We start from the raw sequence: 15,410 nt of genomic DNA, 5'->3' as shown, positions 1-15,410 counted from the left end.
AAGATTGGGTGGGAGTGTGGAAAATTCAAGCAGCAAACGTCAAAAATTTGACTTGTATCAAGCCAATGCCGTTAAGGTGAAGGCTGCAGCCAGATTGCACTGGCCTGACGGCCGGTTTGGCCATCACGCCGATAAGAGAAAAAACGCTGTTGATCGCTATAAGTGCAATATTCAGCTCCATAAATGGCGGTAATACCACTCTGCTGTAATCGGAGTCGGGCGAGCTGATAGAGATCCGCTAAATATTTTTCGGCGCTTAACGCCACAAAGGCACCTGACGCCAGCGGGTTTTGTGCCACAAATACGGCCCGCACTTCGCTACCCACTTCAAACGCCGTAGGGCCTATTGCTGGCCCCAGCCAAACCAGCAATTCAGCAGCAGGTGACTGAAAACAAGCCAGCGTTTGTTCTATCACACCGGCAGCTAAACCACGCCAGCCTGCATGTACCGCCGCGACTTCAGTGCCGGCAAGATTGCAAATCAGCAGTGGTAAGCAATCGGCGGTCATCACCAGACACACCTGTGCCGCTTGCCGGCTGTAACTGGCATCAGCGGTTAAATCAGTCTGTGCAGCCGTAGGTAATTGCAACACCCGGGTACCATGCACCTGGTTCAGCCAAAACGGTATCGCCGGCAGTGTCGCCAGTTCAGCAAAGCGCTGCCGGTTGGTATTGACTGCTATGGGATCATCACCGACATGAGCCCCGAGATTAAGACTAGAAAAGCTCGCTGTTGACACCCCGCCCAAACGAGTCGAACTTACCGCTCTGACATTAGCCGGTGCCGGCCAATCGGGGTAGAGCAATACTGTGGTGTTGGCAGCGTCTATCATCGGTTACACAAAGTCCATACCGTGCTGCTGCGTATCTGCTCGCAGGGCGTCGTTTAGGGCAACTAAATCATCAGGTAAGGGTGCATGCCATTCCAGTAACTGGCCGGTAATAGGATGCGCCAGCTTTAACATAGCAGCGTGCAACGCCTGACGTTTAAAATTACGCAGCAGCTGCAATAACTCTTCACCGGCCTGGCGTGGCGGTCTTGGCCGACCGCCATATACCGGATCACCAACCAGCGGGTGACTGATAAAGGTCATATGCACCCGGATCTGGTGCGTGCGACCGGTTTCCAGCCGCAGGCGCAAACGGGTATGAGCGCGGTATTTCTCCATCACCCGATAATGCGTCACTGCCGGTTTGCCGTTTTCATTGACTGCCATTAGCGTTCTTTTGGTTTGATGCCGGCCAATCGGTTGTTTCACAGTACCGCCACCGGTCATAGTGCCGTAACAGACCGCTTCATATTCCCGGGTAATTTCCCGCGCTTGCATCGCCTCGACTAAATGCGTCTGTGCCGGGATGGTTTTCGCGATCACCATCAGACCGGTCGTATCTTTATCTAAACGATGTACGATACCCGCCCGTGGTACCTCGGCAATAGCCGGGCAATGGTGTAGCAACGCATTAAGTAAAGTACCGTCTTGATTACCGGCTCCCGGATGCACCACCAGACCAGCCGGTTTATTAATTACCAGAATATGTTCATCTTCAAAAATAATATCCAGTGCAATGGGTTCAGCATCAAAACGCTCTTCTTCCAGAATATCGGCCAGAATCTCGATCTGCTCACCGCCCAGCATTTTCTGGCGTGGAATCGCACAGGCCTGCCCGTTAACCTGCACACTATTGGCCAGGATCCACTCTTTTATCCGCGAACGTGAATAATCCGGGAACATTTCGGCCAGAACCTGATCTAAGCGCTTACCGAAAAGATGCTCAGGTACGATTTCTGAAAGTTTTAGCTGTTTTGTCATAACGGAAGCAGTTATCCTGTGTGCAACCCCGCGATATCTGGGGTAGAATCGCTTGAGCGGGTATTTTAACGATTTTACGCCGGACTAGACAGCCATTTAGCCGAAGTAGTAACGGATTTTTACATGAAACTAAAATTTATTTTAATCGCTTTGTGCGTAATTGCCTTATCTGCCTGTGCCGGGAAACCGAAAGAGGAAGCCATTAACCCAAATCAAACCGCGCAAGGCCAGTATCAACAAGCTAAAGAAGTGCTGGACGCCGGACTCTACAACCGAGCCATTGAACTGCTAAAAGCCGTAGAAAGTCGCTATCCATTTGGCCCTATTGCCCGTCAGGTCCAGCTCGATTTAATTTATGCCTACCATCAGTCAGGCGACTTACCACAAGCGCTGGCCAGTATTGACCGTTTTATCCGGCTAAACCCCAATCAGCCGGATTTGGATTATGTGTACTATATGCGTGGTCTGACCAACCTGAAAGCTGACGAAAACGCTTTTCAGGAGTTCTTCGGCGTTGACCGCGCAGACCGTGATCTGGCGAGTACTCGTCAGGCATTTGATGACTTTCGGATCCTGTTAAATAACTATCCACAAAGCCGCTACGCCGATGATGCGAAAAAGCGCATGGTAGCCATTAAAGATAAATTGGCTCGTCATGAGCTATTAGTAGCGGATTATTATATGCGCCGTGGTGCTTTCCTGGCTGCTGCTAATCGGGGCAAATATGTAGTTGAGTTTTATCGTGACTCACCCTTAGTTGAACAAGCGCTGGAAATTATGGTGGAAAGTTATGACCGCCTGGGTCTGGATAAATTAAAAACAGACACCGAACAAGTCTTGTTACTCAACTTCCCGCAAAACGCGCGTTTCCGCTAGAAATCATCGCCCCTGCGCTATGCAGGGGCGCCTCTTTATCAAAGGGCTTCTAAGGCTTCTGATAACTTAGTTACACCGATCACCGTCATTCCGGCAATCGCCTCTTTCGGTTGGTTCGCACTTGGGACAATGGCGCGTTTAAATCCGTGCTTAGCTGCTTCCTTCAATCGCTCCTGCCCACTAGGGACCGGACGAATTTCGCCAGCCAGACCCACTTCACCAAAGACAACCAAATCATTAGGTAATGGCTTATCCCGGAAACTTGAAACTAAAGCCAGCAAGGTTGCCAGATCGGCACTGGTTTCATTAACCTTAACCCCCCCCACCACGTTCACAAAGACATCCTGATCGGCCATCTGAATACCGGCATGCCGGTGCATTACGGCCAGTAGCATAGCAATCCGGTTTTGCTCCATCCCCAGTGTAACCCGGCGCGGATTATTGAGCGGTGAATAATCAACCAACCCCTGGATCTCTACCAATAATGGCCGGGTGCCTTCCCATAGCACCATGACAATACTACCGGATTGATCTTCTTTGCTGCGGGTTAAAAAAATAGCCGACGGATTTTTGACTTCTTTCATGCCCTGACCGGTCATCGCAAACACGCCCAGTTCATTCACCGGGCCAAAGCGATTTTTATGACCTCGTAAGGTGCGATAACGACTATCCGCATCACCATCCAACATCACCGAGCAATCAATACAATGCTCCAGAACCTTGGGCCCGGCGAGCGAACCATCTTTGGTAACGTGGCCAACCATGATAATGGCAATTTGATGCTGCTTGGCAAAGCGCGTTAGAAAAGCCGCACTTTCACGCACCTGTGACACACTGCCAGGTGCGGATTGAATGTCGGCCAAATGCATCACCTGAATCGAATCAATTACCATAATGCGTGGCTTTTCTTGCTGTGCCAGATGGCAGATCGTTTCAACATTAGTCTCTGCCAGCATTTTCAGTTCACTCATGGGTAAAGCTAAACGCTGAGCCCGCATTGCCACCTGTTGCAACGACTCTTCGCCAGTGACATACAGGGCGCCGCCTTGCGCCGCCAGACCACACATAATTTGCAGCAGTAAGGTACTTTTACCTGCACCAGGATGACCACCGATTAGAACGGCAGAGCCCGGCACAATACCTCCTCCCAGCACCCGATCAAACTCAGCAAAACCAGAGCTAAAACGCGGCACATCCTGTAAATCGACTTCATCAAGCCGCATGACCTTAGCCACTGCCGCCCCGGCATAGCCTTCGAAGCGGGCATTTTTACTGTTAACTGCGCCTAAGCGCACTTCGGTAATACTATTCCAGGCCTGACATTCAGTACATTGCCCCTGCCAACGCATAAAGTCTGCCCCACATTCATTGCAGACATAGGCGGTTTTATTTTTAGCCATTTACTTTCCTGTTATCTAGGGCGTGTTGACGTTTGCTGCTTGTTTTTGCAGCCGTTTGGCTGGTGTTTATACAAGGCAGAGCTTGTGATGTGTAGTTATTCTACATGAACAAGCGATAACGCAGTAGAAACGCCAGCCAAACGCTGCCCGAAGGGTTCGCGCTGGCGGCGCTTTGCTCTTTGGCACTCGTCACTTATTTAGAATAACTAAACTGCGCTCCTCGTTTCGCGATCAAAGCGCCGCCAGTGCGAACAAAATCTAAGCAGAAAACGTCAACACGCCCTAAAAGGCACAGATATTGCTTTTCATTTTAGAACACCGTAGCTTAACCTTATTATAACCAGAGGCTGCCATCTAATTGGCAACTGAATCATCAAACTATGACGTCAACAGACTTGAAAGCCTATTTTGGTATTATCGAGCGGATGAAAGGTCTGCTGCACTCGGCTGAGTTTGAGCAAACCTTTGCCAGTCTGACCGCCGGTATTCCGAAATCCAAGCAGTTTCTACTGAAAATGGAGCTGAAAAGGCTGGCACAACCCTGCAATTATTATATTGACTTGCGAGGGCATGTTGACGGCGAAGTTAAACCATATGAGTTTCGGGAAAAAACCCATTATCTGGACGATAAAGCCCGCCAAATTTTTGAGGATGGCATCGCAGCTTATGGTCAGTATACGTTAGGTGTATACGAAGAAGTGATGAATGCGGAAAATAACTTTCGCGTGCGTCATCGTAAAGAAACCGAAGAGCGGATCCGCACGACGCTGGACAGTTTGAGACGCGGTCCGAGCTTACCTGATGAATCCACAAGCTCGCAACCGGAGTTGACCGATACGCCGGAACAGCATCAGCCAAATAAGTTTGTGCAATTTGGCAATTATATCAGCCGGATTGAAGAGCGGATGAATTTTGGCATCGAGGTAGAAGTTCGCACCGCAACAGAACGTTATGCCGCCATTACCAGTGATTTGTCTGTCTCCGGCTGTAAATTAAAAGTCCCGGCAGATAAAGTCGCCGAACCCGGTGATGTAATTAATCTGGTGCTAAAAGGCCTGGAAAAAGAGTTTACCCTTAACTTGCCAGAGGGGCTGGACTATCAGGTGGTCGGCAAAGAGCTGCAGGACAAATATGCCTATTGGCGGCTGAAACGTCTGGCACCCGAGCAACACCCGCAGTTTAACCAGTTTTTGCAGAGCTTTATTAATGGTAACAAACGTCGTTATAAAGTTAATCTGGATAACACCACAGATGCCGTAATCACCAAAGGTTACGAACAATACTATCTGCCCCGTATCAATAGTCTACCGGTTTATCTGAGCATCCTGGATGGGCAGGTTGCCAGTCGCTTTTGTTTAACCAGTGATTATAATAAAGGCTGTTGGCATTACTTTCTGGACGAGCAACAACAATCAGTGCTCAGCCATCTACTTTCAGCCCGCCGCTTAAAACATTTGCTAAACCGCCCTCTGGCCGAACGCACTGATATTTTGTACTGTTTTACTCATGCCGCCAAAGGCAAGCTCTACTTCTATGCAGCCTTAAGCAGTGAATTAGCCACAGAGCCTTCGCTAAGGGCCATGTTTTTTGGTTTTGGTGCAGGTAAACCGAGTTGGCGCATCTTCCATCTGAGCCTGCAGAAAACCAGCGCGACAAATAGCCAGAGCGAATTCGCATTACCTGGCTCACACGGTGTCCAGCAAACCTCACCTTTGCTGCGAGGTATGCTGGAGCCTATTTATTATATTGCAGTCCTGACAGATATTAGTTCGGCGGAGCAGCGGCATTGTTACACCGGCCACACCTACGACACTTCCAAGTTGGCAGCATTAAACAAGTTTGGATTAAGCAAAGCTGCGCCCGGCACACTTTGCGAAGCCATCCCAATCCATTACGTCAACTTACGCGCTGAATCCCGTTACTTATATAAAACCACTGTATTGGTGCGTACAAAACAAGATAGCGAGCCACTGACAGCTTTTAGTCGTGATTTTTCCTCTGGGGGCCTGCAACTGGAGGCTTCGCAGCCGGTTAATCTGCAAAAAGGCGATATTGTGTTGCTGGATCTTCCCGATTTACAAAAAATCACGCTTAAACATCAGCTAAGTAGATTACCTTACGAGATAATGGCGGTAAGTAAAAGCCGCACCATTATGAATCTTAAGATTGCCAAAGCGGATATGCATGAGGGCAAGCAGTTTTTTCAACAACTTATTCAAAGTAATAAGAATAAACTGACCGTAGCTGAGGAAACGCCAAAATATCCGGGGCTTTCTGATGCGCTGCGTAATATGTATTTAAAGGCCCTGTCTAACTTCGCCATCTTTGTGCATCGCAAAGGCTTGAGGCATGACATTAACGTCCTTGGCCAGGGTGCTCAGCCCAATCCGCTCCACAGCCTGCTTTTACTGGCGCAGGAAGAGCAGAACAATCTTAGTTTCGAGTTGCTAACCAAAGCACATACGCTCAATTATGAACTTGCCAATCAGCTAAAACAAATGAAACGCCAGGATCCCCCTAAAGCTTACGAACTCTATATCCGGGTTGCGACGGTGGCTGGCCAGCGCCAGTTTAGTAGCTATTTTAACTTTGAGTTTGCCACTGCGGATGAGTTAAAGCTGTTTGCGGTAGACGCTATTGAGCAGCATACATTGTTTGCTTTTAGGTTCTTTCTAACCCGTACCGGTAAACTCGATTCGGAGTACATCGCCAAAGAGCTGGGTTATATCAGTGTCTATGCGATCCACAAAGCTAAATCGCTGGAAGAAGAACTCTGGCATGTCGAAGGTGTAGCCGATGGTGTAGAAATCTCGACCGAGTTTGTCAACCGCTTTGCGCCCTCTCAAAGTCAGGCTCAGCAACAACAACGTCAGGCTATTCTGCAGACGGCAAGCGCTTTAACCAGTTAGCCAACTCAGCGAAATGCTCGTTACGTGCCTGTGGCGCGGTTAACATCGTGATATGGTCATAAGGGTGCTGATAGCCAGCAGAGCGACTCAACAGTGTGAAGCGTGCTTGTTGCTGAGCAGCCTCCTCGATAAAAGCCCGTACATCCTGTGGATGACCCAACAGTTGATCTTTTTCTGCGGCGAAATGCCATAAGGGTGGCCAGTTAGTGCGCTGACATGCCGCGTGATAATCAAAACCATCACTGCAATCGACAAAGGGGTCACCGCGGATCCAGCGTACGGTATCGAGTAAGAATTGCATTGGCTCGTCATCCGCGCCAAAACGCCAGCGTTTTGCCGGCACATAGCCATAGCGTTGTCCCAGCCAGGGTGCTAAACGGTTCCAGCAAAGATCGATTTTCAGCTTTCTGGCGAAACTGTTTACACTAATCACTCTTTTGCTGCCAAAACAGACTTTTGCCAGGACTTTAGTGGTTAGCTCGGGAAAACGCGCCAGACTGGCCGCAGCCAACACACCGGCCCAGGAGTGACAAATCAAAATAATTTTTTGCTGATGCTGCTGATAAACATAATTCAGTAGCGCCGGAATATCCTGACAAATCATTTGCTGTTGGCTTTGTTGTAAGCCTTCTGACAAGCGCGGGGTGGATAATCCCCGCCCGGCAAAGTCCGCGGCATAGCCAATAAAGCCCTGCTCAGCTAAGAAACAACCCAGCCCCTTACCACTCTGACTATAAAAAATACGGCCGTTTTCTACTGCCCCATGCAGATAGAGTACCGGCGCGATAAGTTTGCCAACCGGCTGCAACTGCCGCAGATGTAGCCGATATTCTGGTAGTGCCAGATACAATGATTGTTGTAACAAACTCACGGACAATCCAGTAGATACAGCAACTGTAATAATGAACCTGTAGTAATCGCCGCCTTCGCTGCCGCCTGCACCTTGGGTTTGGCATGGAAGGCGACGCCGAGTGCAGCCTCGGCCAGCATAGGCAGGTCGTTTGCGCCATCACCGATCGCTACCGTCTGCGACGGTGCGATCTGATAACATTGCGCCAGCTCACTGACTACCTCAGCTTTGCGTTTCGCATCGACAATATTTCCGAGTACCCGGCCGGTTAACTTGCCATCGACAATTTCTAACTGATTGGCAAAAGTAGCGCTAAGCTGCAGTCGCTGTTTAAGAGCCTCGGTAAAATAAGTAAAACCACCGGAGGCAATGGCAACCTGCCAGTGATGCTGTTGTAACACCGCGACCAAGTCAGTCAAACCAGGCATCAGCGGCAATTGCTTTAGTACATCACTTAACACCGACTCCGGGGCACCGGCTAAGGTTTGCACCCGGGCCAACAGGCTTTGCGCAAAATCCAGCTCACCGTTCATCGCACGGGCAGTAATAGCAGCGACCTGTTCGCCAACCCCTGCTAACTTAGCGATCTCATCGATACATTCAATTTCAATAGCAGTAGAATCCATATCCATTACCAGCAGCCCCGGCTGGCGCAAGCTGGGTTGCTGCCTGAGATAAACCAGTTGGCAATCGTAATCCAGTGCTAAGCGATTTAACAGGGCTTGCGGTGGCACCATACCGTCCGGTAAATGCAAACGCAGGGCTGGCGACAATTGCGGCACAGGCTGTAGCAAACTCAGTTTAACGACCCCATCGGGTAATGCCAGCGCCTGTGCCAGCGTGGTTAGCAGTGACCAGCTAAAGTGGGCACCAAAACATAGCAAAACCGGCAATTCTGGCTTAGCCGCCTGGCTCACTGCATTAAACTGACCCTGCTGCCAGCTAAGCTGGCAACACCCCTGATAGGCCTGTACTAATGCAACGGGCGACAGCTCCGCGAACGGAATAGCTTGCGATATCTGATTCAATTTCGATCCTGTACTTAGTGAAGAGGGCATGGCATCCTAGCGCCAATTGCGCCTGGCATTAAACTTTGCAGATGAAGATTATGCAGCACCATAGCCTATCCACTTATCGTTCTTCAAGTGTTATTACACTATTGCAGTTAGCACTCGCCGTGCTGGGGATCTGGTTTATCCTGCATAGCTGGAGTAGTGCCCGCGCCGAGGGACAGCTGGTTTTACAACAACAAAATCAACTATTAATGCGAGAAACTCTGACCGCCTTGTCGCATACCGCCGGTTACTTGCTGGAAAATGATCAACTCGATGGCTTAATTCAACTCACCGCTCAAATCGCGGAAAACCCGTTTTTACATGATGTGGTGGTGTACGATGCAAATGGTGTTCGCCTTAGTTGGTCGGAGGCCAATACCCCGGCCCGGCTGATGTACAGCCCCGAGCAATCGTTACCGCTGGTACCTATGGTGGAGGAAATCAGGGTCGGCGAGCAGTTGCTGGGGTATATCAAGATTAGTATGTTGCATGATAAAAGCCTGTTTCCAGGCTATGATTTCTGGCAACAGTTAATGCAGCAAATGCTGGGTTTATTTTTACTGACTGCCGCCATTGGGATGCTGATAAAGCGCAGCTTCTACCATTTTGCTGAACGCTATCAGGCCAATCGGCCACACCTCTGAAGTTTTAACGCCGCCAAACTGTTTTGCCACAATTGTGACGCAATGACAGCTGCGGGTTCAGAGCGTAAACTGCATAAAGCTGCAAACACCCGCAGTAACTGCGCCGGCGTATTAATTTGCCCCTGAAAGCCAGACAGCGGCATTGCCGGTGCATCCGTCTCTAACACTAAGGCCGCAAGCGGCAGCTTTGATACTGCTTTGCGGGTTTTCTCGGCGCGCTCGTAAGTGATAGTGCCTCCAATACCCAGTTTAAAACCCTGCTCGATAAAGGCCATCCCCTGCGCATAGCTGCCTGAAAATGCATGCAGGATGCCACCAGCGGTAAAACGTTGCCGTTTTAACTCCGCCAGCAGCTGCACCTGACTTTTGCGATGATGCAGGATCACCGGCAGATCCAGACGGTTAGCCAACGTCAGTTGGGCACTAAATAGCTGCTGCTGCAGCTCGAAGGTGTCACTATCGAGCGCAAAATCAAGGCCAATTTCACCTACTGCAGCTACCTGCCCGCGGTGCTGTTCCAGTAAGTCAGCCAGCTGTGTCACCTGCTGCAAGCTATGCTGCGCCGCCCACCAGGGATGTATCCCCAGCGCAATTTGCCAGGCCGGTTCTGTGGCGCGTAATTGCAGTAAGTCAGGCCAGGCTGCAGCTGAAACCGCCGGGATCAGCAGTGCTCTGACACCGACCAGCTGTGCCTGCTGCCAATGCTCCTGCTGCTGTGGTGCCAATTGTGGTAAGTCGAGGTGACAGTGGGTATCAAAAAGCGCCAAGCCGCCTGATGGCAGGCGGCTTGGATTAATTGTTGCAGAGCTAAATGAGGCCATGGCTTAATTAAGGACACAGCCGCTCGATTTGCCAGCTGCCATCGGCCTGACGCTGATACATAAAGCGATCGTGTAAGCGGTGTTCGCCCCCCTGCCAGAATTCTATTTTCGACGGCTTCACCAAAAAACCGCCCCAAAACGAGGGCAAAGGCACTTCGCCATGCGCAAACTTATGTTTGATCTCGGCAAACTTTTGCATCAGGGCATGCCGGGTCGAAATCGGCCGGCTTTGCTCTGAGGCCCAGGCCGCCAGCTGACTTTCTTTGGGTCGTGACAGAAAATATTTTACCACCTGACTGCTGGGTACGCGCTCGGCGGTGCCGTAAACAATCACCTGGCGCTCCAGTGGATGCCAGGGAAAGTGCAGACTGACCTTCGGATTAACCGCCAGCTCAGAGGCTTTGCGGCTACCAAGGTTAGTATAAAAGGTAAAACCACTGCTGTTGACGTCTTTTAACAGCACCAGCCGTTGCGACGGCTGGCCTGATGCATCCACCGTCGCGACACACATTGCCGTCGGATCCGGCAATTCAGCAGCAATCGCATCTTTTAGCCATTGTTCAAATTGCACTATCGGATCAGCGGCTAAATTATCCGCATCCAGCTTATCTTTGGTGTAACTACGGCGGATATCATCAATTTTCATGTTACATACGCTCCATCACCTCAATACCCAGCAGATCCAAACCCTTGGCCAGCAGGCGGGCACTGATAATACTGAGCATTAAACGGCTATCCCGCTCAGCAGGATCAACACCATCTTTCAGGATTGGGCAGGCTTCATAGAAGGTCATAAACAAACTGGCCAGCTCGTACAGGTAGCTACAAAGTAAATTCGGCTGGGCATCCTTCATCACCTGCTGCAGCGTTTCTTCAAAGCGCAGGATTTTCACCGCCAGCAGCCTTTCCTGCTCCGCGGTCAGTACGATAGGCGCTTGGAAGCTGTCTGCAACCTCAGCTTTACGCAAAATGCTGCGCACCCGAGTGTACGCGTATTGCAGATAAGGCGCCGTGGCGCCTTCAAAAGCCAGCATCGCATCCCAGCTAAAGATATAGTCACTGGTGCGGTTCTTCGACAGATCAGCAAATTTTACCGCACCAATCCCCACTTTACGCGCGATCTCGGCGATCTCCTGCTCCGACAGCTCGCTGGATTTTTCCCGCACCACCGCATCCGCCCGCACTACGGCCTCTTCCAACAGTTCAGCCAGCTTAACAGTGCCGCCGGTACGGGTTTTAAATGGCTTACCATCTTCGCCCATCATGGTACCAAAGGGGCAATGATCATAAGCGGTGTCGGCACGCAGTAAACCAGCTTTACGGGCCGTCAGTTCAACCTGTTTAAAGTGCAGCGCCTGGCGGGCATCGGTAAAGATAATAATCCGGTCCGCCGCCAGCTGATGGCTACGATACTGACACGCAGCTAAATCAGTAGTGGCATACAGGAAACCACCGCCGGTTTTCTGAATGATAAAGGGTGATGGCTTGCCTTCTTTATCGGCCAGCTCACTTAAAAACACCACCAAGGCGCCCTGATCCTCAACCGCAATACCAGCTGCAACCAGTTGATCAACAATCGGCTGTAGCATCGGGTTGTAGGCGCTTTCCGGTTTGATATCGGCATCGGTCAGCGTCACATTTAGCTTCTGATAGACTTCATTACTGTGCTTAACCGAGGTATCGATAAAGAGTTGCCACAGTTTTTGACAATGTGCATCCCCGCTTTGCAGTTTCACCACATAGTCACGGGATTTATCGGCAAAGCCGGCTTCATCATCAAAACGCTTTTTTGCCTGACGGTAGAAGTCCTCCAGATCGGCGAGCGCGACGCTTTCCAGATCCACGCCCTCAGCCAGCTTATCTTCCAGATGCGCAATCAGCATCCCGAACTGGGTGCCCCAATCCCCCATATGGTTTTGCCGGATCACCTTATCACCCCAGAACTCCAGGGTACGAACCACGGCATCACCGATAATGGTCGAGCGCAAATGACCAACGTGCATTTCCTTCGCCAGGTTTGGTGCCGAGTAATCCACCACTACGGTTTGTGGCTGCGGATTGGCGCTGACGCCCAAGCGGGCATCACTGGCGGAATGGGCTAATTCACCGGCCAGCCATTCGGGCTTTAAGGTCACATTGATAAAACCAGGGCCCGCGATCTCAACCTTGCTGGCCAGATCATCCAGCGCTAACAAGGCAACCAGTTGCTCAGCCAGCTGGCGAGGGTTGGTTTTTAACTGTTTGGCGGCGCTCATCGCGCCATTGATCTGGTAGTCACCAAATTCCGGCCTAGTGCTTTGCGTCACCGCCGGATTGGTCTCAGCTGGCAAGCCTAACTTAATAAAGGCGTCCTGAGTTTTATTGGCTAAAAGCTGTTTAATATTCATTACTTAACCTGTTAGTGTTCACGGGTTTTGAAGAATTTGATCTTCGGATAACGCTCCATCGCCAGGTTAAGGTTAACCATGGTCGGTGCAATATAGGTCAGGTTATCGCCACCATCCAGCGCCAGGTTAGTGCTGGCTTTGTTCTGGAATTCCTGCAGCGCTTTGGCATCATCGCAATAAACCCAGCGCGCCGTGCTGACGTTGACACTCTCGTACAAGGCATCAACGTTATATTCTGATTTTAAGCGATGCACGACCACGTCAAACTGCAGTACGCCAACGGCACCCACAATCAGATCGTTATTGTCCAGTGGCCGAAACACCTGCACTGCGCCTTCTTCTGACAGCTGTACCAGGCCTTTTAATAATTGCTTTTGTTTCAGCGGATCACGCAACCGGATTCGGCGGAACAATTCCGGTGCAAAGTTCGGGATACCGGTAAACTGCATATCTTCGCCAGTGGTAAAGGTGTCACCAATTTTGATCGTACCATGGTTATGCAAACCGATAATGTCACCGGGATAGGCCTCTTCCAGATGCTCGCGATCGCCGGCGAGGAAGGTTAAAGCCTGCGGTATCAAAATATCTTTGCCAATACGGACGTGCCGTACTTTCATACCTTTTTCATACTTGCCCGACACGATACGCAGGAAGGCGACACGGTCACGGTGCTTCGGATCCATATTCGCCTGGATCTTAAATACAAAACCGCTAAAGCCACTCTCTGTTGGCTCAACCTTACGACTGGTGGTTTCACGCGCCTGGGGTGCAGGAGCCCAGTCAGTCAGTCCATCCAGCATATGATCGACACCAAAGTTACCCAGCGCCGTACCGAAGAATACCGGTGTTAACTCGCCTTTTAAAAATAACTCGCGGTCAAATTCATGACTGGCGCCCTGCACCAGCTCCATTTCGTCCCGCAATTGTTGCGCGAAATAGCCAAGACGTTGATCCAGCTCAGGGTTATCAATACCTTTGATGATATCGACATCCTGAATGGTATGGCCAAAACCCGACTTATAAAAAATCACCTCATCGCGCAGGATATGGTAAACGCCCTTAAATTCCTTACCCGAACCAATAGGCCAGGTAATAGGGGCGCAGGCGATTTTCAATACGCTTTCCACTTCATCGAGCAAATCAACCGGATCGCGGATATCCCGGTCCATTTTATTCATAAAGGTCAGAATAGGTGTATCGCGTAGCCGGGTAACTTCCATCAGCTTGATGGTCCGATCTTCAACACCTTTGGCGCCGTCGATTACCATTAAGCAAGAGTCTACGGCGGTCAGGGTGCGGTAGGTATCTTCCGAGAAATCCTCGTGACCGGGGGTGTCCAGCAGGTTAACCAGACAGTCTTTATAAGGAAACTGCATCACTGAGGTGGTAACCGAGATGCCCCGCTCTTTTTCCATCTCCATCCAGTCTGAGGTGGCATACTGGCCGGATTTTTTGCCTTTAACGGTACCGGCTTTTTGAATAAGTTGCCCGAATAACAACACCTTTTCGGTGATAGTGGTCTTACCGGCATCCGGGTGCGAGATAATAGCGAAGGTTCTGCGGCTGTCGACTTCCGCAATAAAGGCTTGATTGGTCATAATTTCCGTAACTAATAGCGCTGAGAACTTTTGTCGCAGCTGTATTGGTAAATGCCGGCTATTATAGCAGCCGTAACGGCTCACTCACAGCATCTTGAACAGCAAGCAGATGTTACAGCGGTAATGCCATTAAAACGGCGGCTTCACGACCTGCGGCATTAACGTAATAGTTGGCGCGGCGGCCGGTTTCAATAAAACCATACTTTTGATACAACTGAATGGCATGCTTTGCTGATTCACGCACTTCGAGCCAGGCATCCAGCACCTGACGTTGCTGGCACTGAGCGATAAAATGCTGCAGTAACTGAGCCCCCAGCCCCTGCCCTTGCGCATCTGCCCGCACACAGATATTAAATAGTTGCGCTTCGACAGCGATATGCTGGCCAAAATAGAAACCCTGTAATTGTTCTTGCAGATAGATACCAAAACTAAAATAGCGCTCGCCAAAGCAAGAGGCGAATACCTTCTCTGACCAGGGATAAGGATTGGCAGCTTGTTCAATCAGATAAAGCTCGGCTATCTGTTTAGGCTCTAACGGGCGGATCTCAGTCATTGATATAATCACCCAGCAGTGTCCAGAGCGCACGTTTTTGTTGAGGAGTAAATTGGAACTGGGGATCGAGCAGTAATTGTTGCTGCTGCACGCTAAACGCATTATGTTGCGCCGCTATGCGGTAACCTTGCAAAGAGGTCAGCGTCAGACAGGTTTCCAGATCAGCAAGTAGCTGGCCACTCAAGCGTTCAGCAGCTGATGGCAGAGTCATTTCCGGCATAGCGAAAAAACCTTGCTTCGGTTGCAATGGCTTGATACCGAGTTGCTGTAACAGTAAATATTGAGTTGAATTAAGATTTGTCATATCAGGAATTGGCAGGGGCAGAGGGATTCGAACCCCCAACCATCGGTTTTGGAGACCGCTGTTCTACCAATTGGAACTATGCCCCTGTAAAATTACCAACGACCTGACTCACTGTCGTTAAATAGCCGCTCATTATACTGTCTCAGCGGACTAAAACAAGCTCAGCTTACAGCTTGATGCCGTTTTCAATTGCAAAAAAGTG

At 50.2% G+C, this 15,410-nt stretch carries 14 protein-coding genes and 1 tRNA gene; 3 read left to right on the top strand and 12 right to left on the bottom strand.

Annotated elements, in window-relative coordinates:
* Positions 1 to 71: 71 nt before the first annotated feature.
* Both pgeF and rluD read right to left on the bottom strand, forming a co-directional pair.
* The gene (pgeF, locus tag AAY72_RS08665; protein ID WP_057786854.1) at positions 72 to 833 is read right to left on the bottom strand and encodes a peptidoglycan editing factor PgeF; all 762 of its coding nucleotides are present in this window, start codon (positions 831 to 833) and stop codon (positions 72 to 74) included.
* Between the two features lie 3 nt (positions 834 to 836).
* Positions 837 to 1,811, bottom strand: a complete 975-nt coding sequence (gene rluD / locus AAY72_RS08660) for a 23S rRNA pseudouridine(1911/1915/1917) synthase RluD (RefSeq protein ID WP_057786852.1) — start codon at positions 1,809 to 1,811, stop codon at positions 837 to 839.
* Between the two features lie 123 nt (positions 1,812 to 1,934).
* Here rluD and AAY72_RS08655 point away from each other — a divergent pair, with 123 nt between their 5' ends.
* Positions 1,935 to 2,687 (top strand): outer membrane protein assembly factor BamD, encoded by a 753-nt coding sequence (locus AAY72_RS08655; protein WP_008985876.1) that lies wholly within the window; start codon positions 1,935 to 1,937, stop codon positions 2,685 to 2,687.
* A 38-nt stretch (positions 2,688 to 2,725) separates the two neighbouring features.
* Here the strand turns inward: AAY72_RS08655 and radA are convergent, their stop codons facing one another.
* The gene (gene radA / locus AAY72_RS08650) at positions 2,726 to 4,087 is read right to left on the bottom strand and encodes a DNA repair protein RadA (RefSeq protein ID WP_057786850.1); all 1,362 of its coding nucleotides are present in this window, start codon (positions 4,085 to 4,087) and stop codon (positions 2,726 to 2,728) included.
* 380 nt (positions 4,088 to 4,467) lie between these two features.
* Between radA and AAY72_RS08645 the strand changes: the two genes are divergently transcribed.
* The gene (locus tag AAY72_RS08645; RefSeq protein WP_008985874.1) at positions 4,468 to 6,996 is read left to right on the top strand and encodes a PilZ domain-containing protein; all 2,529 of its coding nucleotides are present in this window, start codon (positions 4,468 to 4,470) and stop codon (positions 6,994 to 6,996) included.
* Here the strand turns inward: AAY72_RS08645 and AAY72_RS08640 are convergent.
* Both AAY72_RS08640 and serB read right to left on the bottom strand, forming a co-directional pair.
* Entirely contained in the window at positions 6,962 to 7,867 is a 906-nt protein-coding gene (locus AAY72_RS08640) for an alpha/beta fold hydrolase (RefSeq protein WP_057786848.1), read from the bottom strand. The genes AAY72_RS08645 and AAY72_RS08640 overlap by 35 nt on opposite strands.
* On the bottom strand, positions 7,864 to 8,874 hold the full coding sequence (gene serB / locus AAY72_RS08635) for a phosphoserine phosphatase SerB (RefSeq protein WP_231728935.1): 1,011 nt from the start codon (positions 8,872 to 8,874) through the stop codon (positions 7,864 to 7,866). Before serB ends, AAY72_RS08640 begins: the two co-directional genes overlap by 4 nt.
* A gap of 80 nt (positions 8,875 to 8,954) precedes the next feature.
* On the opposite strand from serB, the gene AAY72_RS08630 reads away from it, so the two are divergent.
* Positions 8,955 to 9,545, top strand: a complete 591-nt coding sequence (locus AAY72_RS08630) for an AhpA/YtjB family protein (RefSeq protein ID WP_057786928.1) — start codon at positions 8,955 to 8,957, stop codon at positions 9,543 to 9,545.
* On the opposite strand, the gene AAY72_RS08625 is transcribed toward AAY72_RS08630, so the two are convergent.
* The 7 genes from AAY72_RS08625 to AAY72_RS08595 form a co-directional block, all read right to left on the bottom strand.
* Positions 9,521 to 10,312, bottom strand: coding sequence for a TatD family hydrolase (locus AAY72_RS08625; protein WP_231728934.1), 792 nt, complete (start codon positions 10,310 to 10,312; stop codon positions 9,521 to 9,523). The two genes, AAY72_RS08630 and AAY72_RS08625, sit on opposite strands and share 25 nt — an antisense overlap.
* 61 nt (positions 10,313 to 10,373) lie before the next feature.
* Complete coding sequence (gene pdxH, locus AAY72_RS08620) at positions 10,374 to 11,012, bottom strand: pyridoxamine 5'-phosphate oxidase (protein ID WP_008985869.1); 639 nt, start codon at positions 11,010 to 11,012, stop codon at positions 10,374 to 10,376.
* Between the two features lies 1 nt (position 11,013).
* A complete protein-coding gene (gene argS, locus AAY72_RS08615) occupies positions 11,014 to 12,753 on the bottom strand; it encodes an arginine--tRNA ligase (protein WP_057786843.1) in 1,740 nt (579 codons plus the stop codon).
* A gap of 11 nt (positions 12,754 to 12,764) precedes the next feature.
* On the bottom strand, positions 12,765 to 14,351 hold the full coding sequence (gene prfC / locus AAY72_RS08610; protein ID WP_008985867.1) for a peptide chain release factor 3: 1,587 nt from the start codon (positions 14,349 to 14,351) through the stop codon (positions 12,765 to 12,767).
* 112 nt (positions 14,352 to 14,463) lie between these two features.
* Positions 14,464 to 14,904 carry a ribosomal protein S18-alanine N-acetyltransferase gene (gene rimI / locus AAY72_RS08605; RefSeq protein ID WP_057786841.1) on the bottom strand — a complete coding sequence of 147 codons (441 nt, stop codon included), beginning with the start codon at positions 14,902 to 14,904 and terminating at the stop codon, positions 14,464 to 14,466.
* The gene (locus AAY72_RS08600) at positions 14,897 to 15,208 is read right to left on the bottom strand and encodes a hypothetical protein (RefSeq protein ID WP_057786839.1); all 312 of its coding nucleotides are present in this window, start codon (positions 15,206 to 15,208) and stop codon (positions 14,897 to 14,899) included. Before AAY72_RS08600 ends, rimI begins: the two co-directional genes overlap by 8 nt.
* Positions 15,209 to 15,217: 9 nt before the next feature.
* Positions 15,218 to 15,294: transfer RNA gene (locus AAY72_RS08595), tRNA-Trp, on the bottom strand.
* Between the last annotated feature and the right edge of the window lie 116 nt (positions 15,295 to 15,410).

This window comes from Alishewanella sp. WH16-1, assembly GCF_001441695.1.
Lineage (GTDB): Bacteria > Pseudomonadota > Gammaproteobacteria > Enterobacterales > Alteromonadaceae > Alishewanella > Alishewanella agri.
This window is presented reverse-complemented; position numbering and strand designations above follow the sequence as displayed.